The 22,365-nt window shown below is 74.1% G+C and carries 25 protein-coding genes; 15 read left to right on the top strand and 10 right to left on the bottom strand.

What is annotated here, in order from left to right:
• Nucleotides 1-341: 341 nt before the first annotated feature.
• Nucleotides 342-1,043: a hypothetical protein gene (locus tag ACN265_RS29810; RefSeq protein ID WP_421410763.1), complete on the top strand. Its 702-nt coding sequence runs from the start codon at nucleotides 342-344 to the stop codon at nucleotides 1,041-1,043.
• Between the two features lie 55 nt (nucleotides 1,044-1,098).
• Entirely contained in the window at nucleotides 1,099-2,181 is a 1,083-nt protein-coding gene (locus ACN265_RS29805) for an NAD-dependent epimerase/dehydratase family protein (protein WP_421410762.1), read from the top strand.
• Nucleotides 2,182-2,202: 21 nt separating this feature from the next.
• Here the strand turns inward: ACN265_RS29805 and ACN265_RS29800 are convergent, their stop codons facing one another.
• The 3 genes from ACN265_RS29800 to ACN265_RS29790 all read right to left on the bottom strand — a co-directional run bounded on the left by ACN265_RS29800 (nucleotide 2,203) and on the right by ACN265_RS29790 (nucleotide 4,998).
• Nucleotides 2,203-2,952, bottom strand: a complete 750-nt coding sequence (locus tag ACN265_RS29800; RefSeq protein WP_421410761.1) for a ZIP family metal transporter — start codon at nucleotides 2,950-2,952, stop codon at nucleotides 2,203-2,205.
• Between the two features lie 67 nt (nucleotides 2,953-3,019).
• A complete protein-coding gene (locus ACN265_RS29795) occupies nucleotides 3,020-4,228 on the bottom strand; it encodes a GNAT family N-acetyltransferase (protein WP_421410760.1) in 1,209 nt (402 codons plus the stop codon).
• 50 nt (nucleotides 4,229-4,278) lie between these two features.
• Nucleotides 4,279-4,998 (bottom strand): PP2C family protein-serine/threonine phosphatase, encoded by a 720-nt coding sequence (locus ACN265_RS29790; RefSeq protein ID WP_088642022.1) that lies wholly within the window; start codon nucleotides 4,996-4,998, stop codon nucleotides 4,279-4,281.
• Nucleotides 4,999-5,061: 63 nt separating this feature from the next.
• Between ACN265_RS29790 and ACN265_RS29785 the strand changes: the two genes are divergently transcribed.
• Nucleotides 5,062-6,096, top strand: a complete 1,035-nt coding sequence (locus ACN265_RS29785) for a response regulator transcription factor (RefSeq protein WP_363650022.1) — start codon at nucleotides 5,062-5,064, stop codon at nucleotides 6,094-6,096.
• Here ACN265_RS29785 and ACN265_RS29780 read toward each other — a convergent pair.
• Entirely contained in the window at nucleotides 6,081-6,641 is a 561-nt protein-coding gene (locus ACN265_RS29780) for a helix-turn-helix domain-containing protein (protein ID WP_357925303.1), read from the bottom strand. The two genes, ACN265_RS29785 and ACN265_RS29780, sit on opposite strands and share 16 nt — an antisense overlap.
• Nucleotides 6,642-6,711: 70 nt before the next feature.
• Between ACN265_RS29780 and ACN265_RS29775 the strand changes: the two genes are divergently transcribed.
• Nucleotides 6,712-7,977, top strand: a complete 1,266-nt coding sequence (locus tag ACN265_RS29775) for a benzoate/H(+) symporter BenE family transporter (protein WP_421410759.1) — start codon at nucleotides 6,712-6,714, stop codon at nucleotides 7,975-7,977.
• A gap of 197 nt (nucleotides 7,978-8,174) precedes the next feature.
• Here ACN265_RS29775 and ACN265_RS29770 read toward each other — a convergent pair whose 3' ends face one another.
• The 4 genes from ACN265_RS29770 to ACN265_RS29755 all read right to left on the bottom strand — a co-directional run bounded on the left by ACN265_RS29770 (nucleotide 8,175) and on the right by ACN265_RS29755 (nucleotide 10,089).
• Entirely contained in the window at nucleotides 8,175-8,534 is a 360-nt protein-coding gene (locus tag ACN265_RS29770) for a hypothetical protein (protein ID WP_145917392.1), read from the bottom strand.
• 44 nt (nucleotides 8,535-8,578) lie between these two features.
• Entirely contained in the window at nucleotides 8,579-8,827 is a 249-nt protein-coding gene (locus tag ACN265_RS29765; RefSeq protein WP_088642027.1) for a hypothetical protein, read from the bottom strand.
• A gap of 80 nt (nucleotides 8,828-8,907) precedes the next feature.
• Nucleotides 8,908-9,366, bottom strand: a complete 459-nt coding sequence (gene mscL / locus ACN265_RS29760) for a large conductance mechanosensitive channel protein MscL (RefSeq protein WP_421410758.1) — start codon at nucleotides 9,364-9,366, stop codon at nucleotides 8,908-8,910.
• A gap of 39 nt (nucleotides 9,367-9,405) precedes the next feature.
• On the bottom strand, nucleotides 9,406-10,089 hold the full coding sequence (locus tag ACN265_RS29755; protein WP_421410757.1) for a FadR/GntR family transcriptional regulator: 684 nt from the start codon (nucleotides 10,087-10,089) through the stop codon (nucleotides 9,406-9,408).
• Between the two features lie 157 nt (nucleotides 10,090-10,246).
• Between ACN265_RS29755 and ACN265_RS29750 the strand changes: the two genes are divergently transcribed.
• Nucleotides 10,247-11,401 (top strand): MFS transporter, encoded by a 1,155-nt coding sequence (locus ACN265_RS29750; RefSeq protein WP_232377989.1) that lies wholly within the window; start codon nucleotides 10,247-10,249, stop codon nucleotides 11,399-11,401.
• Between the two features lie 9 nt (nucleotides 11,402-11,410).
• Here ACN265_RS29750 and ACN265_RS29745 read toward each other — a convergent pair whose 3' ends face one another.
• The gene (locus ACN265_RS29745) at nucleotides 11,411-11,767 is read right to left on the bottom strand and encodes an STAS domain-containing protein (RefSeq protein WP_088642031.1); all 357 of its coding nucleotides are present in this window, start codon (nucleotides 11,765-11,767) and stop codon (nucleotides 11,411-11,413) included.
• A gap of 158 nt (nucleotides 11,768-11,925) precedes the next feature.
• Here ACN265_RS29745 and ACN265_RS29740 point away from each other — a divergent pair, with 158 nt between their 5' ends.
• From ACN265_RS29740 to ACN265_RS29715, 6 genes are read left to right on the top strand one after another with little or no spacing between them, the layout of a single operon-like run.
• Entirely contained in the window at nucleotides 11,926-12,786 is an 861-nt protein-coding gene (locus tag ACN265_RS29740) for an STAS domain-containing protein (RefSeq protein ID WP_420118985.1), read from the top strand.
• A complete protein-coding gene (locus ACN265_RS29735; RefSeq protein ID WP_363650032.1) occupies nucleotides 12,786-13,205 on the top strand; it encodes an STAS domain-containing protein in 420 nt (139 codons plus the stop codon). The genes ACN265_RS29740 and ACN265_RS29735 overlap by 1 nt, the downstream gene beginning before the upstream one ends.
• A complete protein-coding gene (locus tag ACN265_RS29730; protein WP_420118984.1) occupies nucleotides 13,202-13,618 on the top strand; it encodes an anti-sigma regulatory factor in 417 nt (138 codons plus the stop codon). The genes ACN265_RS29735 and ACN265_RS29730 overlap by 4 nt, the downstream gene beginning before the upstream one ends.
• Nucleotides 13,615-14,631 (top strand): SpoIIE family protein phosphatase, encoded by a 1,017-nt coding sequence (locus ACN265_RS29725; RefSeq protein WP_421411685.1) that lies wholly within the window; start codon nucleotides 13,615-13,617, stop codon nucleotides 14,629-14,631. Before ACN265_RS29730 ends, ACN265_RS29725 begins: the two co-directional genes overlap by 4 nt.
• Nucleotides 14,632-14,654: 23 nt before the next feature.
• Nucleotides 14,655-15,980 (top strand): ATP-binding protein, encoded by a 1,326-nt coding sequence (locus ACN265_RS29720; protein ID WP_421411683.1) that lies wholly within the window; start codon nucleotides 14,655-14,657, stop codon nucleotides 15,978-15,980.
• A 1-nt stretch (nucleotide 15,981) separates the two neighbouring features.
• On the top strand, nucleotides 15,982-17,520 hold the full coding sequence (locus ACN265_RS29715; protein WP_421410756.1) for a SpoIIE family protein phosphatase: 1,539 nt from the start codon (nucleotides 15,982-15,984) through the stop codon (nucleotides 17,518-17,520).
• Between the two features lie 546 nt (nucleotides 17,521-18,066).
• Here the strand turns inward: ACN265_RS29715 and ACN265_RS29710 are convergent.
• Nucleotides 18,067-18,879, bottom strand: coding sequence for an AraC family transcriptional regulator (locus ACN265_RS29710; protein WP_421410755.1), 813 nt, complete (start codon nucleotides 18,877-18,879; stop codon nucleotides 18,067-18,069).
• Between the two features lie 31 nt (nucleotides 18,880-18,910).
• On the opposite strand from ACN265_RS29710, the gene ACN265_RS29705 reads away from it, so the two are divergent.
• From ACN265_RS29705 to ACN265_RS29690, 4 genes are all read left to right on the top strand, one after another.
• Nucleotides 18,911-19,480 carry a TIGR03086 family metal-binding protein gene (locus ACN265_RS29705; protein ID WP_421410754.1) on the top strand — a complete coding sequence of 190 codons (570 nt, stop codon included), beginning with the start codon at nucleotides 18,911-18,913 and terminating at the stop codon, nucleotides 19,478-19,480.
• A gap of 114 nt (nucleotides 19,481-19,594) precedes the next feature.
• Nucleotides 19,595-20,131, top strand: coding sequence for a PadR family transcriptional regulator (locus ACN265_RS29700; RefSeq protein ID WP_357925334.1), 537 nt, complete (start codon nucleotides 19,595-19,597; stop codon nucleotides 20,129-20,131).
• A complete protein-coding gene (locus ACN265_RS29695) occupies nucleotides 20,128-20,847 on the top strand; it encodes an ABC transporter ATP-binding protein (RefSeq protein ID WP_377682225.1) in 720 nt (239 codons plus the stop codon). The genes ACN265_RS29700 and ACN265_RS29695 overlap by 4 nt, the downstream gene beginning before the upstream one ends.
• Nucleotides 20,844-22,355, top strand: a complete 1,512-nt coding sequence (locus ACN265_RS29690) for an FtsX-like permease family protein (protein ID WP_421410753.1) — start codon at nucleotides 20,844-20,846, stop codon at nucleotides 22,353-22,355. The genes ACN265_RS29695 and ACN265_RS29690 overlap by 4 nt, the downstream gene beginning before the upstream one ends.
• Nucleotides 22,356-22,365: the final 10 nt, after the last annotated feature.

Below are 22,365 nucleotides of genomic sequence, written 5' to 3'. Positions count from 1 at the left end.
GTCTATCCGGACCCGTACCCGCCCACGATTCGACGACAGTGGACGGTCGTGCTGTTCGTACTGGTCAGCCATTTGGCAGGGGTCACGGTCGATGGAAGAACGCGACATTGACGTGACCCGGGTCACTGTGGACGCCGCCGCCGGAGCCGGTCCCGGCACGGCCCGCCCGGCCGCCGGCCCCGGTGCGCGGTGGCGCAGATAGATTCGGGTTCCTCCGGGTACGGGGAAACCGCCGGGGGGTCACCGGCGTCCAGTTCGATGCTGTGGCGCGTCCATCGTCCGGATGGAGCGCAGTGGACACCCCGCGCACCCGCGCGGGGTCGCCGGTGGAGGAGCAGGGGATGTCGAAGCTGAAGTGGGTCACCGGGGTCGCGGTGCTGGCGTGCTCCGGGGCGTTGGTGGCCTGCGGGGACGGCGGCACGCCGGCCGCCGACGGGTCGGCCACGGCCACGCCGTCGGGGTCGGCGACGCCCTCCACCGCGGTGACGCCCACCGCCACGACGGCACCCGACCCGACCGCGCCCCCGGCGTCGGCGAGCCCGTCCCGACCCGCCGGGAAGCCGTCGGCCACAGCCGGTGCCGGCGGGGTGCTGTCCGGCAAGCGGGAGGTCACCATCGTCCGGGTGCAGGCGACCGAGTCCGGGGTGGCCCTCGACGGCGGCACGCTCGTCGAGGTCGACGACGACAGCGGACGCCAACTGTTCGTCCCGACGCCGGTCGGCGGCGGCAAGTACCTGATCAAGGCGTACGGCCGGCGCGACGGCCACCCCGCCAACGACGACCCGGCCTGCTGGCAGGTGGTCAACCCCGGCGACGGCACGCCGCTCACCGTCGAGGGGACGGCCTGCGACAAGCGGAAGCCGACGCAGCTGTTCAGCATCGTCAGCAAGGGCAAGGGCGCATACGCGATCAGCAACGACTCGGCGTTCCTCCAGTTCTCGCCCAGCCGGGGCCTGATCCTCGAAGAGTTGGGCGACGCGCCGCTGCGCAGCACGTTCAAGCTGGTCGACAACGGTCCGGCCCGTACCCCGGCCGGCGGCTGACCCACGATCCGCCCCGGCGGGGTTGGCGGACGGCCCAGCGGGTACCGCACCCGGCATGCGGATCGTGATCGTGGGGGCCACCGGCAACGTGGGCACGGCGGTGCTGCGCCGGCTGGGTCGGGAACCGGGGCTCGACCTGGTCGGTATCGCCCGCCGGCTGCCCGGCCCCGACGCCGGCGCGCCCTACGCCGGGGTGCGGTGGCACTCCTGCGACATCGGCGCGCCGGGCGCGGTCGACCAGCTCACCGCGATCGTCGCGGGGGCCGACGCGGTGGTGCACCTGGCCTGGCAGATCCAGCCCAGCCACGACCAGCGCACCCTGCACCGGACCAATGTCGGCGGCAGCCGCGCGGTGACCGAGGCCACCGTCCGGGCCGGGGTGCCCGCCCTGGTGTACGCCTCGTCGGTCGGCACCTACGCGCCCGGCCCGAAGGACCACCCGATCAGCGAACGGTGGCCGGCGACCGGGGTGCCCGGCTCCTCGTACAGCCGGGACAAGGCCGAGGTGGAGGCGATGCTGGACACCGTCGAGGCCGCCCAGCCGGGGCTGCGGGTGGTCCGGCTGCGCCCCGGACTGATCTTTCAACGGGACGCCGGCACCGAGATCACCAGGTACTTCCTCGGGCCACTGGCCCCGGTGCGGCTGCTGCGGTACGGCCGGATCCCGCTCGTACCGGCCAACCGGCGGCTGCGGATGCAGGCGGTGCACGCCGACGACGTCGCCGACGCGTACGCCCGGGCGGTCCTCGGTGAGGCGCGCGGCGCGTTCAACGTCGCCGCGGACCCGGTGCTGACCCCGGAGCTGGTGGCCCGGCACTTCAAGGGCTGGACGGTGCCGGTGGCCGCCCCGGTGCTGCGCGCCGCCGCCGCGCTGACCTGGCGGTGCCGGCTGCAACCGGTGGACGCGGGCTGGGTCGAGCTGGGGCTCGCCGCGCCGCTGATGTCCAGCGCGCGGGCCGAGACCGAACTCGGCTGGCAGCCGCGGGTCGACGCGGTGACCGCGCTGAGGGAACTGTTCGCCGGGATGGCCGACGGCGCGCACACCGCCGGCCCGCCGATGTCCGGCGTCGCCGACCTGCCCGGTCGGGCCGCCGGCCTGCTCCGGGGCCGCGCCCCCGGCCAGGGCGACCCCTACTGACCGTCAACGGCGGCCGGTCCGTCAGGCGTGGGAGAGGGCGAACGCGGTCAGGAAGCCCAGGACGGTGATCAGGCCGACCAGCAGGTGGGCGTCCTCGAACGCCTCCGGGACCATGGTGTCGGTGATCATCGCGAGGATCGCCCCGGCGGCCAGCGCGGTGATGGTGGCCAGCAGCTCCGGCGGCGCACCACCCAGCAGGGTGTTGCCGAGCAGCGCGGCGACCCCGCTGACCAGGGCGATCGCCGTCCAGAGCCCGAAGACGTACCGGCGGGAACGGCCGGCCCGGCGCATGCCGGCGGCGCTCGACAGGCCCTCCGGGACGTTACTGAGGAAGACCGCGGCCACCGTGACCAGGCTGACCGGGCCACCGGCCAGCAGGCTCGCGCCGATCACCACCGACTCGGGTATGCCGTCGAGCAGCGCGCCCACCGCGATCGCCGAGCCCGAACCGGGCTGCTCCCGCTCGGAGGGTTGTTCCCCGCCGGAGCGTTTCCGGTGCCGGGCACCCCGTCGGGCGAGGAGCAGGTTGGCCCCCGTGTACGCCAACGCCCCGCCCGCCGCCCCGATCGCGGTCGGCAGCAGTCCACCCTGCTCGTGCGCCTCGGCGATCAACTCGAACGAGACCGCGGAGAGCAGGACCCCCGCACCGAACGCCATGATCGACGCGACGACCTTGCGGGGCACCGGCAGGAAGAACCCGACGGCCGCCCCGACCAGGAGCGCGGAACCGGCCAACAGGCCCCATGCCCCGGCTTGCAACCACTGCGGCATTCCGGGGACCGTACCCGCCCCCGCACCGCGTCAACCAGACCCGGCGGCCCGGCGGGTGGCCGGCCGCTCAGAAGTCGGCGAACAGGTAGGGCAGGGCGCGGGGGAAGATCCGGCGCAACTCGTTCCCCGCCTCCGGGCCGACCTGGCCCAGCCCCCGGATGTGCACCTCGGCCGGGTCGAGCACCCCGTACGCCAGCGCGGACAACCCGGCGGCGGTGAGCGTCGCCGTCGGCACCCGGCCACCGCCGGTCACCGCCGACCGGCCGCCGGGGGCCAACACCAGCCGCCCGTCGACGCCGTCGAGCAGGTGGGTGCCGGCGAGCCACCGGTCGTCGACCAGGTCCACCCGCACCCGGCCCGGCCCGGCGGGCAGCCCGGCGAGGGCGTCCACGCTCAGCAGGCGGGCCATCGGCGCCGGCGACCCGGGCCGGGACACCCGGGCCTCGACGTGCACGGCCAGGTCGGTCAGCCACAGCTCGGGCAGCTCGTCGGCGGGCACCCGGAGACTGATCCGTTCCACCTGGTCGACGTGCCGGGCGAGGAACTGCAACAGCAGGGCGCGGGCGTACGGGTCGCTGGCGAGCAGGTCGTCGCCGACCAGTTCGCCACCGTGGTCGTCGATCCGGTAGGTGAGCGCGCCGACCACGCTGCCGTCGACGGTCGCGGTGATCAGCCACCTGTCGTCCCGGTCCCGCAGTCCCACGTCCCGGAAGTCGGGGAAGATCGCGAAACCGTGCCGCTCCCGCAGGCACCGCTCGGTGAACGAGCGGTAGTGCGGATAGCCGACGCCGATCCGTTCCCAGCCCACCGTGCCGGGCAGCTCGGCGCGCAGCAGCGGGCCCAGGTCGGCCGGGGCGAACCGGACGGTACGCGCCCGGGGCAGCCCCACGTAGCCGAACCGCTCGTAGAAGCTGGCCCGGAACGGGTACAGCGCGGTCACCGGGTGCCCTCCGTCGCGCATCTCGTCGAGGAGCTGGCAGAGCAGGGCGCGGACGTACCCCTGGCGGCGGGCCAGCGGGTGGGTGGCGATCCCGGCGACCCCGGCCATCGGCAGCACCGCGCCGCGCAGGTTCTGCCGCATCGGCACCGCGCTGGCGGTGGCCCGCGCCTCGCCGCCCTCCTCGACGACCAGGGTCCGGTTGCCCTTGTTGTACGGCAGGTAGCGGTGGAACGCGTCGACCCGCTCCCGGCTCAGCGGGGTCGCCTCGAAGGCGTACGCCTGGAGCGGGAAGCTGGTGGTCAGTCGTTCCTCGGCGGCCAGGCGACGGATGAGCATCCGTCCATCCCAACCCGGCCGGCGGTCGGCCGCAACCCGGTTGGCCGGGTTCAGCCCTCGGTCACGTCGGAGACCACCACGGTGACGTTGTCCGGCGCGCCGGCCTGGTGGGCCAGCTTCACCAGTTGCTCGCCGCAGTGCCGGCGGTCCTGGTAGGTGACGAGCGCCCCGTGGATCGCCTCGTCGGCCACGTAGTCGGAGAGCCCGTCGCTGCACAGCAGCACCCGGTCCCCGGCGAAGACGGTCAGCACCCCGATCGCAGGGGGCGCGTCCGCCCCCTGCACCGCCCGGGTGACCAGGGAACGCTGCGGATGGTGGCGGGCCTGGTCGGGGGAGAGCGCCCCCTGGTCGACGAGCGCCTGCACGAAGGTGTCGTCCCGGGTGAGCTGGGTCAGCTCCCCGTCGCGCAGCAGGTAGCACCGGGAGTCGCCGACCTGCGCGAGGACCAGGGTGTCCCCGGCGAGCAGGGCGGCGGTCAGCGTCGTACCCATGCCCTCGCGGGCCGGGTCGGCGGAGATCGCCGCCCGGATGCGCCGGTTGGCGGTGGAGACGACGGCCCGCAGCGCCTCGGCGGCCTCGTCGGTGCCGGTGGGGGGGACCAGCTCGTCCAGGATGCGGATGACGATCTCGCTGGCCACCTCGCCGGCGGGGAGCCCACCCATGCCGTCCGCCACCGCGACCAGGCGTTCACCGGCGAGGGCCGAGTCCTCGTTGTTGGTGCGGACCAGGCCGACGTCGTTGAGGATGGCCGAGCGGAGGATCAGCGTCATGGGACAAGCTTGCCGGATACACCCTCGCTCCGTCTCTACGCACTAGTACGTAGGGTGGGAGAAATGATCCCGGTGTCCATGGTGGGTCGCGTCGGAGAGCTCGCCGAGCTCGACCGGGCGTGGTCCACCGTGGCCGGTACGGGCCGGTCGGCCCCCGCCGTCACCGTCATCACCGGGGCCGCCGGGGTGGGCAAGAGCCGGCTGGTCGCGGCGGCCGTCGAGGGTCTCTCCCCCCGGCCGGCGGTGATCCTCACCGGGACGGCACGGGTGCACGATCCGGCCCCCTACGACTGGCTGGCGGCGGTGCTCAGCGTCCGTGACGTCGGCGCGCTCGACCTGCCGTCCGACGCGCTCGCCTGGTTGGCCCAGCATCCGGCCGCGCCGCGCGAGCGGTACGCCCCCGGCACGCTGCTCCGGCTCGCCGTGCGTACCGTCCGGTCGCTGGTGGGTGCCGGCCCGGCCGTGCTGGTGGTGGAGGACCTGCACGATCTCGACCCGGCCAGCCTCAACCTGGTCGTCGAGCTGGCGACCGCGCCGCAGTTGCCGGCGCTGCTGGTGGTGGCGAGCCGGCCGCCGGTCGACGCGGTCGCACCCGACCTCACCCGCCGCGTCCTGGCCCGCCTCTGCGGGGTACGCGGCGCGGTGCGTCAGCACCTCGGCCCGCTCGGCGTCGCCGAGGTGGCCGAGATCCTCACCCAGGTGTACGGCGACAGCCCACCCCCGGCGCGGGTCTGTGCCGACGTCTGGCAACGCACCGGCGGCAACCCGTACGCGCTCACCGAGTTGCTGGCGGTGCACGCCGGCCGGGGGCTGGACGCGCTGGTCCGGGAACCGTTGCCGGAGCACCTGCGGATGCCGTCGCCCCGGGCCGCCGCCCCACCCGAGGCCGAGCTGACCGGCCGGGAGGTCGAGGTGCTGGGCTGCCTGGTCGCCGGGATGTCCAACAAGCAGGCCGCGCGGGCGCTGGGCATCTCGGTGCGGACGGTGACCGTGCACGTGTCGAACCTGCTGCGCAAGACCGGCTCGGCGTCGCGTACCGAGGCGGCGCTGTGGGCGGTGCAGCACCGGGTGCCCGGCGCGGGTCAGGTGCGGGGGTAGCGCAGCAGCAGGCTGGCGGCGACCTCCTCGTCGCCGAGGGCGGCGTAGCCGTGCGGTACGTCGGAGGTCCAGCGCAGGTGGCCACCGGCGGCGGCGGTCAGCGGGGCGTCGACCGGGCCGGCCCGGAGCACCCCGGCGAAGACCGTGACGTGTTCGGTGACCCCCGACTGGTGGGCGGGGGAGACCTGTTCCCCGCCGGGGCGGACCCGCAGCCGGTACAGCTCGTAACTGGCGTCGGTGTCGGTGAACGACTCCAGCAGGGTGGCGACGACCGTGGTGCCCCGCACGGTCGGGGTGGCGGCGGGCCCGGCGAGCACGGCCGCCAGCGGTACGCCGAGCTGGGCGGTGATCGCGTAGAGCGTCTCCAGGGTGGGGTTGCGGGTGCCGTTCTCCAGTGCCGAGAGGGTGGCCTTCCCGACCCCGGCGGTACGGGCCAGCGTGGAGAGGGAGACCCCGCGTTCCATCCGCAGCGCGCGCAGCCGGTGGCCGACCGCCCCGGCGTCGGTGTCGAGCGCGGGCCGGCGGGCTGGGCGGGGCGGGGTCATCCGGCTATGGTGCTACACGCCGCTGTTCCGTAAACGGAACGATGGGCGGCCGGGCGCGAGGGGGAGTGTGGTGGGGGATCGGTTGCAACCGGTGCTGGCCGGGGTGGTGACCGCCGTGGTCGGCTTCGCCAGTTCGTTCACCGTCGTGCTCGCCGGGCTGCGGGCGGTCGGCGCCAGCGAGGCGCAGGCCGCCTCCGGGCTGCTCACGGTGAGCGTCGCCGCCGGGATCTGCGCGACCTGGCTCGGCCTGCGGCACCGGATGCCGATCGCGATCGCCTGGTCCACGCCGGGCGCGGCGCTGCTGGTCGCCACCGGGCCGGTCCCCGGCGGGTGGCCCGCCGCCGTGGGCGCGTTCGCGCTGTGCGGGCTGCTCATCGTCACCGCCGGCCTGTTCCCCGCCCTGGGGCGGGCGGTGGCCGCCATCCCCGCCCCGGTGGCGGCCGCGATGCTGGCCGGGGTGCTGCTGCCGCTGTGCACCGCCCCGGTACGCGCGCTGGTCGAGGTGCCGGCCCTGGCCGCCCCGGTGATCGTCACCTGGCTGGTGCTGCACCGGTTCGCCCCCCGCTGGGCCGTCCCGGCCGCGCTGGTGGCGGCGGCGGTGGTGATCGCCCTGACCACGACCGGCGTGGGGGTCACCCCCGGCGACCTGCGGCCGGTGGTGTCGCCGACCGTGCCGGCGTTCACCCTGCCCGCCGTGGTCGGCCTGGCGCTGCCCCTGTTCCTGGTCACCATGGCCGCGCAGAACGTGCCCGGTACGGCGGTGCTGCGTGGCTTCGGCTACCGGCCGCCGCTCGCCCCGGCGCTACGCGCCACCGGGCTGGCCAGTGCGCTCGGTGCCGCCACCGGCGGGCACGCGGTCAACCTCGCCGCGATCACCGCCGCCCTCGCCGCCGGCCCCGACGCCCACCCGGACCCGGACCGACGCTGGATCGCCTCGGTGACCGCCGGCATCGGCCTGGCGCTGCTCGGGCTCGGCGCGGGCGCGGCGACCACGCTGGTGCTGCTCTCCCCGCCCGTGCTCATCGAGGCGGTCGCCGGGCTCGCGCTGCTCGGCGCGTTGGCCGGCGCCCTCACCTCGGCCCTCTCCTCCACCCCGCCGTCGGTCGTTCCCGATCCCCGGAGCCGGGAGGCCGCCGTGGTCACCTTCGTGGTCACCGCCTCGGGGGTGAGCCTGCTCGGCGTGGGCGGGGCGTTCTGGGGACTGCTCGCCGGCTGCCTGATGCTGCTGCTCTTCCGGCGCCGGACGCCGGCTCCGGCCGTGGGGCTGCCGAGGCCGCAGGAACCGGAGGGGAACCCGGTGGTCGGGGGTCAGTCCAGGCAGGTCACGGGGCGCTGAACACCAGGGCGTGCCCGGTCGCCTGGTCCGCCTCGCCCGGCCCCCACCAGCCACGGACGAACCCCGGGCTCTGCCGGACCACCTCTGCCGACGGGCAGCGATACCTCTACGGGTCCTTTCGAGCTGATGACGTTGACGACTCACCCAGGATGCGTGACAGGGTTGTCGCCCCCGGCCAGCGCAGGTGGTGGGTGGGGTCACTCCTCCGGGGGCAGGTCGCCCACGGGGACGTGCAGGCGTACCTGGTCGTCGGTGACCGTGGCGATCTGGTCGGCCAGCACGTACACCGCGCCGGTGCGGGCCAGTTCGGTGGAGACCTTGAGGTAGCCGGTGCGCAGCAGGCGGGCGGCGAGGTCGGCCGGGACGTCCGGCTCCTCGACGGCCACCGACTCGATCAGCTCGTCCAGGCTGCCGCCCGGATCGGCGGTCGACGCCTGCACGGTCACCGCGTTGGGATCGCCCCGCTGGACCAGGTCGACGGTGCCGATCTCGACCCCGACCGTGTCGACCACCCGCATGCCGGTGGTGATCCGGGAGATGACCGCCTGCTCTGCCATGCCCTGCTGCTTCATCCCCGGGCGGTTCCCTGCCCCACCCACCGCTAAACCGCCGGGCCCCAGGCACCGGGTGGACGCGGGGACAGCTCCCGCCAGGCGTCCGTCCCCTCCAGCAGGGCCCGGACGGTCTCCTCGGCCTCGTCGACGCTGCCGTACTCGTAGAACTGGGAGACGCCCTCCGCACCGCCGGCCCGCTGCTCCACGTGCCACCGGTCGGCGTCGACGCGGAGGAAGACGTCCCGCCGTGCCAGTCGTCCCCATTTGCCGTTCCACCAGTGCCTACGCTGCTCCATGGTCGGACTCTATCGAACATGTGTACGACAGGAAGCGGCCCCTGCGGGAATTCCGCAGGGGCCGATGTGCGCCGCAGGGGTCAGCGCGGAGCGGGCGGCTCCGGACGCCGGCCGAGCACGTCGTCCAGCGCACCGCGCTGCCCCGGGGTGGCGTGCCCGCCGGCGAGCAGCGCGTCGCGGATCTCGGTGAGCAGCTTGACCTCCTCGCTCGGCGCGGCGGGCGGCGGCTCCTCGCCCCGCTTACGCCGCTCGGCGAGCTTGTTCATCGGGAACACCACGAGGAAGTAGAGCACCGCTGCGGTCAGCAGGAAGGTGATCAGGGCGTTGATGAAGCCGGCCCAGTCCATGTAGTTCTTCTCGGTGATCTCCCACTGCCCGGAGAACTGGCCGGCCCCCCCTCCAACCGCCTTGATCAGTGGTTCGAGGAACGACTTGGTCAGCTGGGTGACCACGCCCGTGAACGCGGCGCCGATGACGACACCGACCGCCAGGTCGACGACGTTGCCGCGCATGATGAAGTCTTTGAAGCCCTTGAGCATCCGTACTCCTGTGCCGTCCGATTCTCCGTCGGGGACAACCTATGCCCCGGACGGGGGCTCCAGAAAAGCACTGGCCTCGATCGCCGCCCGTCCGGGATCGCCGTCCCGGATCGCGGCCACCAGCCGGCTGTGGTCGACGTACCGCTGCGGTTGCAGGGAGTCACCCGTCACGTATGCCACGGTGCTGCGCAGGGCTGCGCCGACCGAGGCGTACAGCTCGGCCAGCATGCCGTTGTGCGCGGCGGCGACCACCGCCGTGTGCAGCGTGACGTCGGCCTCCACGAACTCGGCGACCCCGCCCGACCGCCAGGCGGCCTCCCGGGCGGCCAGCGCGCCGTCGAGCGCCACCAGGTCCTCCGGGGTACGCCGCAGCGCGGCCAGCCGGGCCGCCTCGACCTCGAACGCCCGGCGGACCTCGACCACCTCGGCCATCCGGTCGTCGGTGAGCCGGCGGGCCACCACCGGGGCCAGCTCGTCGGTCGACACCACGTACGTCCCGGAGCCCTGCCGGCACTCCAGCACCCCGGCGTGCACCAGCGCCCGGACGGCCTCCCGGACGGTGTTGCGCCCCACCCCGAGCGCCGTCACCAACTGCGGCTCGGTGGGGATGCGCCCGCCCACCGGCCACTCGCCGCCGAGGATCCGCCCCCGGAGCTGCTCGATGGTCTGCTGCACCCGCTGACCGCGCGGGGGCACGGGTGGGGAATCGACCGACGGTGTCACCGGTTACACCAGCTGCCGAAATTCATCCCATGATTGTAGGTTCGAGGTCATGACCCCGCCAACCGCTCCCGCCGTCGAGGCACCCGAACCGCTCGCCCACCGGCCGGCCCACCGCACCCCGTCGCCGGCCACCGGCGGCGCGCTGGTGCTGGTGGGGATGCTGCTGGTCGCGCTCAACCTGCGGGCCGCGGTGACCAGCCTCGGCGCGCTGCTCGACGAGGTACGCACCGGACTCGGGCTCTCCGGCGCGATGGCCGGGTTCGTCACCACCCTGCCCACCATCGCGTTCGCCGGCCTCGGCGCGCTCACCCCGTGGCTGATCCGGCGCTGGCCGGCCGCCCGGGTGCTGGTGGTGGCGATGCTCGCGCTCACCGTCGGTCAGCTGCTCCGGGTGGTCACCGACTCGGCGACGGTCTTCGTGCTCACCAGCGCGCTCGCCCTGGCCGGCATCGCGGTGGCGAACATCCTGCTGCCGATGCTGGTCAAGCAGCACTTCCCGCACCGGACCGGGCTGGTCACCGGTGCGTACACGATGGCGCTGACCACCGGCACGACGGTGGCCGCCGCCTCCGCCGTGCCGGTGGCGCACGCCTTCGGCTCCTGGCGGGCCGGGCTCGGCGTGTGGGCGGCGTTGGCGGCGGTGGCCGTACTCCCGTGGGTGCCGCTGGCGCTGCGGGCCCGCGCCGCCCGACGGGCCGCCACCCCGACGGCGGTCCCGGCCGCCCGCACCCGGGTCCGGCCGGCCCGCACCCGGCTCGGCTGGGCGATGGCCGTCTACTTCGGCGCGCAGTCACTCAGCGGGTACGCGGTGATGGGCTGGTTGGCCCAGCTCTTCCGGGACGCCGGCTTCCGGCCGGAGAGCGCCGGCCTGCTGCTCGCCGGGGTCACCGCGCTCGGGGTGCCGGTGGCCCTGCTGATGCCGACGCTGGCCGGCCGGCTCCGGACGCTGCGCCCGTTGGTGTTCGGGCTGACCGCCTTCTCCGCGGCGGCCTACCTGGGGCTGGCGTTCGCGCCACGGAGCGGGGCGCTGCTCTGGGTGCTGCTGCTCGCCTTCGGTCAGGGCGCGTTCCCGCTGATCCTGACCACCATCGGCCTGCGGGCCCGTACGGCCGACGGCACGGTGGCGCTGTCCGCCTTCGCGCAGAGCACCGGTTACGTGATCGCCGCGCTCGGCCCGCTGCTCGTCGGGGTGCTCTACGAGGCGACCGGCGGCTGGACCGCGCCGATGGGCTTCCTGCTCGCCGCGCTGGCGGTGCAGACGACTGCGGGCATGGTGATCGCTCGTCCCCGGTTCATCGAGGACGAGCGCTGAGGAAACCGGTCAGGACGACGCGGGGGTGGGGTCACCCGCGACGGCCTGCTCGACCGTCGGATAGGTGTGCAGCACCTCCACCAGGCCGCTGACCTCAAGGATGCGCAGCACCCCGCGCTGCGGGGCGGCCAGCCGGACCACACCGCCGGCCTCGTCGCAGCTGTTCTTGGCCCGGACGAAGACCGACAACCCGGTCGAGTCGCAGAACGACACCTCGGCCAGGTCGAACACCAGCCGGCTGCGACCCTTGTCGAGCAGGTCGGTGATCTGGTCCTGCAGCTGCGGTGCGGTCGCCATGTCGAGTTCGCCCGCGACCGACACGACGACCACGTCGCCGCGCTGTTCCGTGTGCACCGTCAGGGACATTCAGACCTCCTGTTATCGGTGGAACGGTATCCCACGAACGGGGGGACCCGCAGAACGGGAGCGGTTCCGGTGGGAGCGATCATTCCTTTGCCGCGCGGCAACTACCGGGTCTGCCTCCGGTGATAGAGTCCGGCCGGCCCAGCTCACAGGAGGTAACCATGGCGTTGACCGCAGACGGGGGCGACCGGCTCGTCGGGCTGTTGGGTGAGCATGCCGAGCGGGTCGTGCAGCGGTGGACCGAACTCGTCGCCGCCTCGCTGCGCGGTCGGCTGAGCCAGGCCGAGCTGCGCCTGCAGGTGCAGGAACTGCACGCTAGCATGATCAACGCTGGCGGCGCGGGCCTGGCCGACCTCCAGAAGCCCGAGGCGGGCGAGCTGCGCGCGGTGCTCGCCGACCTGTCCCGCAGCCGGGCCCGGCAGAGCTTCACCGCCACCGAGACCGCGATCAGCATCTACGCCCTCAAGGACGTCCTGGTCGACCTGGCCGAGACCGACGGCGTCGAACTGTCGCTGCGGGACGTCCTGGACCTCACCGGCCTGGTCGACCGGATGGGGCTGCTCACCTTCGAGACCTACGTGCAGACCCGCGAGGGGCTGATCGCCGACCAGGCCGAGCAGCTGCTCGAACTCTCCACCCCGGTGGTGAAGATCTGGGACGGCGTGGTCGCCGTGCCGCTGGTCGGCACCCTCGACTCGGCGCGTGCCCAGGTGGTGATGGAGCGGCTGCTCCAGACCCTGGTCGACACCGGCTCGCCGTACGCGATCATCGACATCACCGGCGTACCGGCGGTCGACACCCAGGTCGCCCAGCACATCCTCAAGACGGTGGTGGCCGCCCGGCTGATGGGGGCCGACTGCATCATCTCCGGCATCCGCCCGCAGATCGCGCAGACCATCGTCGCCCTCGGCATCGAGTTCGGCGACATCGCCACCAAGGCGAGCCTGGCCGACGCCCTGCGGCACGTGCTGCGCCTGAACGGGGTCGAGACGTCCCGCCGGCACCCGCGCCGGGAGGCGTGATGGAACGGGTGCCGATCCTGAAGATCGGCGACATCCTGCTGGTCTCCATCCAGATCGACATGTCCGACCAGACGGCGGTCACCCTCCAGGAGGACCTGGCCGAGCGGATCGTGGCGACCGGCTGCCACGGCGTCATCATCGACATCACCGCCCTGGACATCGTCGACTCGTTCGTCGGCCGGATGCTCTCCACCATCGCCTCGATCTCCAAGGTGCTCGACGCCGAGACGGTGGTCGTCGGGATGCGTCCCGCGGTCGCCATCACCCTCGTCGAGCTGGGCCTGTCGCTCAACGGCATCCGGACCGCACTGAACGTCGAACGGGGTATGGAGCTGATCGCGGCGACCCGTGACGACGACCCCGGGTACGCCGACGACCCCGAGGACGTCGAGTCCGGGACGGCGGCGACATCGCCATGACCGCGGGAGTCGACCTGGGCCCGAAGACCCAGGCGATCGGCAGCGACGAGGATGTCGTCCGGGTCCGCCAGCTGGTGCGCACCATGGCGGTGGCGACCAAGCTGTCCCTCGTCGACCAGACGAAACTGGTCACCGCCGCGAGTGAGCTGGCCCGCAACACGCTCATCTACGGTGGCGGCGGCACCGCCGAGGTGAGCGTCGTCGAGGACGGCCGGCGACGCGGGGTGCGGATCGTCTTCGTCGACTCCGGGCCGGGCATCGTCGACCTGGACCTCGCCCTCACCGACGGTTACACCACCGGTGGCGGCCTCGGCCTCGGTCTGAGCGGCTCCCGCCGGCTGGTCGACGACTTCGACATCCAGACCGCCCCCGGCGAGGGCACCCGGATCACCATCACCAAGTGGTCCCGATGAACTACGACGTGGTGCCGGACGCGGGTCACTGGTACCGGGTGGAGAGCGGCAGCGCCGCCAGCACCGTGCGTCGCGCGGCGGAACGCCTCGGCGGTCAGCTCGGCCTCGGCGAGAACCGGGTCGCCGAACTGGCCATCGTCGCCGCCGAGCTGACCAGCAACCTGGTCAAGCACGCCCAGGAGGGCGTCCTGCTGCTGCGGCCGGTGCGCACCGCCGACGCCGCCGGGGTGGAACTGGTCGCCGTCGACTCCGGCCCCGGCATGGCCGACCTGACCGTGTCCTCCCGCGACGGCCACTCCACCACCGGCACGCTGGGCATCGGGCTAGGTGCCATCACCCGGCAGGCCAGCTGGTACGACGCCTGGTCCCGGCCGGGACGCGGCACCGTGTTCGCGGTGCAGGTGTGGGCGAAGGAGGTCGCGGTCACCCCGGCCTGGGCGGCGGGGTTGACCCGCCCGATCACCGGCGAGCAGGTCAGCGGTGACAGCCACGCGGTGCGTACCGGGGACGGCCGGCATCAGGTGCTCGTCTGCGACGGCCTGGGGCACGGGCCGCTGGCCAACGTCGCCGCCGAGGCGGCCGTGGCCGCCTTCCGGTCCGCACCGGACGGGCCGCCCGCCGTGGTCGTGACGCACCTGCACCGGGCGATGTCGCACACCCGGGGGGCCGCGGTGGCGGTGGCGGAGCTGGACCCGGCGGCGGGCCTGCTGCGCTACGCCGGCCTGGGCAACATCACCGGGACCGTGCTGGCCCCCGACGGCACCCGGCGGGGGCTGGTCTCGCTGCCCGGCATCGCCGGCCACCAGCGCCCGACGGTACGCGGGTACGACTACCCGTTCCCGTCCGGCGCGACGCTGGTGATGCAGAGCGACGGGGTGGTGGACCGGTGGCGCGCCGAGGACTATCCGGGTCTGTTCGGGCGGGCGCCGGTCGTCGTCGCGGCGACCCTGCTGCGTGATGCCGGGGTACGTCGGGACGACGCCTGTGTGCTGGCCGCGAGAATCCCGTCGTGACCGCCCGCGAAGCCCTGCTGCGGATGGCGTTGCGGGTGGAACAGGACATCTTCGGCGTACGCCAGCGGGGCCGGGAGGTCGCCGCCGCGATCGGGCTGGAGCACCAGGACCAGGTCCGGTTCGCCACCGCCCTCAGCGAGGTGGCCCGGGACCTGCTGCGCGCGGTGGACGGCGCGGACGTCACCTTCTCCTGCGTGACGGAGCCGGACGGCCGGCGGCTGCTCAGCGTCGACCTCGCCCCGCTGCGCCCGTTGCCCGGCAACCGGTACGAGCCGCAGTCCGGCGCGGTGGCGCGGTTGGTGGACACCCTGGGGCTGGCGGACGTGCAGGGAGATACCGTCGTGAGGATGTCCCGACGTGTCCCGCCCGCCGCTGCGGCGCTGACTCCGCAGCGCCTGGCGGAGCTGCGCGCCGAACTGGGTGCCAGCGCGCCGGCCAGCGCCCTGGACGAGTTGGCCACCCAGAACGGGCAGCTCATCGCCGCCCTCGACGAGGTACGCAGCCAGCGCGACGAGCTGGCCGTGCTGAACGCCGAACTGGAGGAGACCAACCGGGGTGTGATGGCGCTCTACACCCAGCTCTCCGAGGAGCTGGAGGAGACCAACCGGGGCGTGGTGGCGCTCTACGCCGAGTTGGACGAGAAGTCGGCCCAGCTCCGCGCGGCGAGCGAGTCGAAGAGCCGGTTCCTGGCCAATGTCAGCCACGAGCTGCGGGCGCCGGTGACCGCGATCATCGGGCTGGGGCGGTTGCTGACCGACTCGGCGTCGGACCCGCTCACCGGCGAACAGGCACAGCAGGTCGAGCTGATCCGGTCCTCGGCCGCCGACCTGCTCTCCCTGGTCAACGATCTGCTCGACCTGGCCAAGGCGGAGGCGGGCCGGATCGAGCCGGAGTGGGCGCAGGTCGACCTGCGGGCGGTCTTCGGGCAGCTGCGCGGGACGCTGCGTGCGCTCACCCTGCGTTCCGAGGTGGAGTTGCTGGTTGAGGAGCCGCCCCCGGGCACGGTGCTCCGCTCGGACGAGGTGCTGCTGGCCCAGGTGTTGCGCAACCTGCTGCACAACGCGGTGAAGTTCACCGACCGGGGTGAGGTGCGGATGCGCGCCGAACGTGTCGACGACCGGCTCCGCGTCTGTGTCTCGGACACCGGGCCGGGCATCCCCGCCGAGCTGCACGAACGGGTGTTCGAGGAGTTCTACCAGGTGCCCGGCACCAGCCGGCGCAGCGGCACCGGCCTCGGCCTGCCGTACGCCCGGCGGTTGGTGACGCTGCTCGGCGGCACCCTGACGCTGACCAGCGAACCGGGCCGGGGCAGCAGTTTCACGGTTGACCTGCCCGTGGCGGGAGTGTGAGGTGGCCGCCGCCCCGCCGACGATCCTGGTGGTCGACGACAGTCCCACCAAGCGCTACCTGCTGGTGAGTTGGCTGACCCGGGCGGGTTTCACCGTGCGGGAGGCGGAGAACGGCACCGAGGCGCTGGCCCGGGTCGGGGTGGACCCGATCGACCTGGTGGTGCTCGACGTCCGGCTGCCGGATCTCAGCGGTTTCGAGGTCTGCGAGCGGATCAAGGCGGACCATCCGGCCATTCCGGTGATCCACGTGTCCGCGCACGCCGTCGACGTGGTGGACCGGGCCCAGGGGTTGACCCGGGGCGCGGACGCGTACCTGGCCGAGCCGATCGAGCCGGAGGAGCTGGTCGCCACCGCGCACGCGGTGCTGCGCTACTACCAGGCGCGGCAGCGGGCGGAACTGCTCGCCGAGCGGCTGACCGGGCTGGCCGACACCACCGTGGCGGTGCACGCCGCGTCCACCTTCGTTCGCCTGTTGCAGGAGGCGGCGGCGGGTGCGGCGCAGATCTTCCGCAGTCCGGCGGCGGTGGTCGCGGAGACCTTCGACGGGGAGTGCCTGGCCGGGGTCGCCGCCGGGCCGGGCGCGGTGGCGGAGATCGTGCCGTGGGCGGTCGACGACACCGGCGTGCCGACCGGCGCGACCGTCCGGGTGGACGCCCCCGAGGGGTGGGCGCTGGTGCGGTGGCCGGCCGACGACACGGTGACGGTGGCCGCCGCGAAGCTGCGGGAGGACCGCGCCCCGCTGTACGTGGTGGTGCCCACCGCCACCCAGACCGCCCGGACCCCGGTGTTGGTGCAGCTCGCGCAGGCGGTCGCCTCGGCGGTGGAGGCGCAGCGCTCCTACGACGAGGAGCACCGGATCGCGGTCACCCTCCAGCGCAGCCTGCTGCCCCGCCGACTGCCCGACGTCGCCGGCCTCGACCTGGCGGTCCGCTACGAGCCGGCCAGTGCGCAGACCGAGGTGGGCGGGGACTTCTACGAGCTGGTGATGCTCGACGGGCACCTGCTGGTGGCGATCGGCGACGTCGCCGGCCACTCGCTGCACGCGGCGACGGTGATGGCCGAGCTGCGGCACGCGATGCGGGCGTACGCGGTGGAGGGACACCAGCCGGGGGTGATCGTGGACCGGCTCAACGTGCTGATGCGTACGCTGCTGCGCAACGAGCTGGCGACCCTGTGCATCCTGCTGCTGCATCCCTCGACGGGCCGGATCAGGCTGGCCAGCGCCGGGCACCTGCCGGCGTTGGTGACGGTGGACGGCCGGGTGGAGTTCGTCCAGCAGTCGGCCCCGCTGCTCGGGGTGCGCGCGGACCGCCCCGAGGACCTGGAGTTCACCCTGCCGGCCGGGGCGACACTGGTGCTCTACACCGACGGGCTGATCGAGCGGCGGGACACCACCATCGACGACGGCCTGGCCGCGCTGGCGGCCTGCGCGACGGTGGTCGACGACGACCTGGACGGTTTCTGCCAGCGGCTGCTGGTGGAGCTGGCCCCGCCGGAGATCCACGACGACGTCGCTGTGGTGGCGGTCCGCCGCCGCTGAGGGCTTCCCCGTACGCCACGCCCACCCCGCCCCCGAATTCCGGCCCCTCATCCCGGACCCGGGCGACCCCAACCACTGCCCTGATTACTCAGGGTGCTCACGCGAGGGTTTCGCTTTCGATGTTGCTCCCCGTGATCGCAGGCCGATCCCCCATAACTCCCTTCTCCCTCCTTTGCTCTGCTGACCTATTCGCGCCAGCGCGCTGAACTGCCAATTCAGAAGATGCCCGGGAGTGTGTCGTGCCCATCGCCCGGCACGGTGAGTAGCTGGCGCTGTGATGGCAGCAGAGCAAAGGATGCGGGCGGGACCGGGGGTGGGGAGGCTGTGGTTACTCATTGTTGTCGCCATGGGTGGGTTGGGCGCTGCCGGGCCCGGCCGCTGTTCGGATCGGCCGGCGCGGCGGCGCGGTGCACGCGGTAGCTGACCGATACGGGTGCGCGGCGCACGCACCCGGATCGCGGAGAGTTCTTGCGGCTATGACGACAAGAACCCTCCACAAGGGTGCGACCGGCCACGGAGGCGGTCGCCGGTGGGGGTGGGTGGGAGTCAGCGCAGGGAGCGGGCGTAGCCGGTGGGGGTGCGGCCGGTGACGGCGGCGAAGTCGCGGGCCAGGTGCGCCTGGTCGCTGTAGCCGAGGTCGGCGGCGAGGGTCGCCCAGTCGGGCATCCCGGCGGCGGCCTGCTCGATCGCCTCCAGGAGGCGGTACCGGCGGATCACCCACTTGGGGCCGACGCCGACGTGGTCCAGGAAGAGCCGCTGCAACCGCCGTACGGACAGGTCGTGGCGGCGGGCGAGGTCGTCGACCCGCAGCACGCTGCGGTCGGTGCGGATCGTCTCGGCGAGGACGATCGCCTCGGCCGTCGCCGGGTCGGGCCGTGGCGCCCAGGCGAGGAGGAAGGCGTCCAGGGCACGGCTGCGCTCGTCGTCCGTACCGTCGCAGCGGGGCTCGGCTTCGACGGACCGGGCGGCGCGGGCGGCGGCCGGGTCGGTGTCGAGCGGCACGTGCCGGTCGGTGAGACCGGAGACCGGGCGACGCCAGAACGGGCGGAAACCCCCGGGGCGGAACTGGATGCCGCTGACCGCTCCGGCGTCGGCCATGGTGACGGTGAACAGGGTGCGGCCGACCCCGGCCACCTCGGCGGTCTCCGGGCCGGCGGCGTCGCGACGGAACACCACGTTGACGGCCGGGTGCGGCACGACCTGCTGCGTGAACGGCGTGGTCAGCGCCCAGTCGACCAGCCAGTAGTGCTCCACCCAGGGGCGCAGCGCGGGGTCCGGCAGGTGCCGCCGGAACCGCAGCTCCCGGCGGAACCGGGCCGGATCGAGGATGCCCCGGTCGTCCCCGCGTGGCTGTCGCATTCGTTCAAGACCACCTTCATACGCTGGCAATATGGCAACGAAGACTAGTGAGCTGCTGGGTGCCGCCGTCCCGCGGACCGTGGCGTTGGTCCGGGCGATCGGCGACGACCAGCTCGACCTGCCCACCCCGTGCGCGGACTACACCGTCGGGGGCCTGATCAACCACGTGTACGACGTGGCGGTCAACTTCCAGCGGCTGGCCGCCGGGCAGGAGACGGACTGGTCGGTCAAGACCGACCACGTCGCCGAGCCGGGCTGGCGGGACCGGTTCGCCGTCGAGGCCGACCGGCTCGCCGCCGCCTGGGAGGACCCGGCCAGCGAGGAGGGTGTCGCGCCGGCGATGGGGCTGCCCCGGTCGACGGTCGGCCTGATGGGCGTGGTGGACCTGGTGGTGCACGGCTGGGACCTGGCGCGGGCCACCGGCCAGCCGTACGAGCCGACGCCGGAGAGCATCGGGGCGCTGCACCGCTTCATGGACGAGATGGGGCCGACGGGCCGGCAGATGGGCGCGTTCGGGCCGGAGGTGCCGGTCGACGCGGCCCGCCCGGAGCTGGACCGGCTGCTCGGTCGTACCGGCCGGGACCCGGCCTGGGTCGGCTGACCCCACCACCGGTCGGGCGTGGCGGGACCGCCGCGTCCGGCCCGGGCGGTCGCCCACCGTCACGTCGACCAGGCTGCTTGACACCGGCTATTCGCCGAATGAATAGTTAGTCAGGTGTCCACGTCGCACGTGCTGCTCGGGTTGCTGGCTGCCGGCAGCCGGCACGGCTACGAGCTGAAGCGGGCCCACGACACCCGGCTGCCCCGGGCCAAGCCGCTCGCCTTCGGGCAGGTCTACGCCACCCTGGGCCGCCTGCAACGCGACGGCCTGGTGGTCAGCGCCGGCCAGGAACGCGAGGCCGGCCCCGACCGCACCGCCTACACCCTCACCGACCAGGGCCGGGCCGCGCTCACCGGCTGGCTCGCCGCCGTCGAGCCACCCATGCCGTACGTGACGAGCGCGCTCTTCACCAAGGTGGCGGTGGCGCTGCTGGTCGCCGACCTCAACGCGGCCCGGTCCTACCTGATCGCCCAGGCGCGGGCGCACACCGAGCGGCTGCGCGAACTCACCGCCGTCAAGACGGCGCCCGCGTCCACCCTCGCCGACGTCGTCGCCGTCGACTACGTCATCGCCCACCTCGACGCCGACCTGCGGTGGCTGCGCACCACCCTGACCCGCGTCGCCGACTGGCACCGGGAGGTGCATCCGTGAGCGGACTCCAGGCACGCGGCGTGGTCCGGTCGTACGGTCCGACCCCGGCCCTGCGCGGCGTCAGCCTCGACGTCGCCGAGGGGGAGATCGTCGCGGTGACCGGGCCCAGCGGCTGCGGCAAGTCCACCCTGCTGCACTGCCTCGCCGGGATCCTGCGCCCCGACGAGGGTGAGGTGCACTGGCGGGGGGAGCGGATCGACACCTGGCCCGAGGCGGCGCGGTCCCGGCTGCGCCGTAGCGAGTTCGGGGTGTTGTTCCAGTTCGGTCAGCTCGTCCCCGAGCTGACCGCGGCGGAGAACGTCGCCCTGCCCCTGCTCCTCGCCGGCACGGGGCGGCGAGGAGCAGGGCGGGTGGCGCGCGAATGGCTGGACCGGCTCGGCGTCGCCCACCTCGCCGACGTACGCCCCGGCGCGATGTCCGGCGGGCAGCAGCAGCGCTGCGCCACCGCCCGCGCCCTGGTCACCGGGCCCCGGGTGCTCTTCGCCGACGAGCCGACCGGCGCGCTCGACACGCTCGGCGGCGAGGAGGTCCTCACCCGGCTCGTCCAGCTCGCCCGGGAACAGGGCACCACCATCGTCCTGGTCACCCACGAACCCCGGATCGCCGCGTACGCCGACCGCGAGGTGATGCTCCGCGACGGCGTGGTCGACCCGAGCGGCCTCGGCCTGGACGAACCCCTCGCCCCGGTGGCCGGTCCCGGCGCGGTCGCCAGGTGACACCGGTCGTCGCGCTGCGGCTCGCCCTGGCCGGCAACCGCACCGACACCGCCCGGGTCGTCCTCACCGCGCTCAGCGCGGCCCTGGCCGCGCTCGCCGCGTTGGCGGCCCTCACCGTGCTGGCCATCCCCACCCCACCCGGCGGGCGGGGCGCGAACAACTCCGAGCAGTACGGCAACGCGCTGCTGCGCGAGCCCGGCCTGCGCGGCGGGACGGCGGTCGCGTTGCTGCTGCTCGCCGTCCCGGTGCTCGCCCTGGCCGGGCAGTGCGTCCGGCTCGGCGCGCCGGCCCGGGACCGGCGACTGGCCGCGTTCCGGCTGGCCGGGGCCACTCCCGGGCAGGTGACCGTGCTGGTCGCGGTGGAGACGGGGCTGGCCGGTCTGCTGGGCACCCTGGTCGGGCTGGGGACGTACCTGGTGGGCCGGGTGCTGCTGCACCGGCCCGACGCCCGGGGGCTGCTCCCTCTGCCCACCGACGTGCTGCCGTCGCCGCCGGCGATCGGGGCGGTGGTGCTCGGCCTGCCAGTGCTGGCCGGGCTGGTCGGCGTCGTCCTGCTGCGCCGGGTCACCGCGACCCCGCTCGGGGTGGTCCGGCGGATCCGCCGGGAACGTGCCCCGGGTCCGTGGGCCGGGCTGCTGATCGTGGCCGGGGTGGCCGCGTACGGTCTGCTCGTCCCGGTCGGCCGGTGGTACGCCGCCCGTGGTCAGGACCCGCCTGCCGTGCTGGAACCGTTGCTGATGCTCGGTGGTGCGCTGGCCGCGCTGGTCGGGGTGGTGGTCGGCACCGGCTGGCTGTCGCACACGGCCGGGCGGCTGCTGCACCGGTGGGGTCGCGGGCCGGCCACGCTGCTGGCCGCCCGAAGGTTGACCGCCGACCCGTGGGCCGGCAGCCGGACCCTGGCCGCCCTGCTGGCGGCGGTGATCGTGGGGGCGGGCGCGGCCGGGCTCCGCGCCTCGATGATCGCCGACATGACGGCGAACCGGGCCACCGGCCAGGGCCTGGCCGCCAGCGACGACTTCTACCTGAACACGATGGACCTGGTCGACCGGGCCGCCCAGTTGGCCGTGGCGCTGGCCGCCGGTGGCCTGGTCGTCGCCCTGGTCGAGGGGATCGTCGCCCGCCGCCGGACGTACGCGGCGCTGGTCGCCTCCGGGGTGCCCCGCAGCGTCATCGGCCGCTCGGTGGCCTGGCAGGCGCTGGCCCCGGCGGTGCCGGCCACGGTGCTGGCGCTCGCCGTCGGCCTGCTGCTCACCTGGACCACCGGTGGCCGCCCACACAGCTACGGGGGGCAGACCGTCCAGGTCTGCCCCGGCGATGCCGCCGGCTGCGCCGACCCCTCGGCCCTGCGCACCGTGTGGGTGCCCGAATCCGTGGTGACACCCGAGCTGCCGTGGGGTCAGCTCGCCGGGGTCGGCGCGACCGCGCTGGCCGCCGTACTGGTCACGGTCGGGGTCGGGCTGCTGTTCCTGCGGACGAGCACCGCCGTCGAGGAGATCCGCACCGGCTGACCGTGGCCAG

Origin of the sequence: Micromonospora sp. WMMD730 (assembly GCF_049178955.1) — a bacterium.
Taxonomy (GTDB): domain Bacteria; phylum Actinomycetota; class Actinomycetes; order Mycobacteriales; family Micromonosporaceae; genus Micromonospora; species Micromonospora wenchangensis.
The sequence above is the reverse complement of the archived record's forward strand: the minus strand, read 5'-3'. Positions and strand labels throughout refer to the sequence as shown.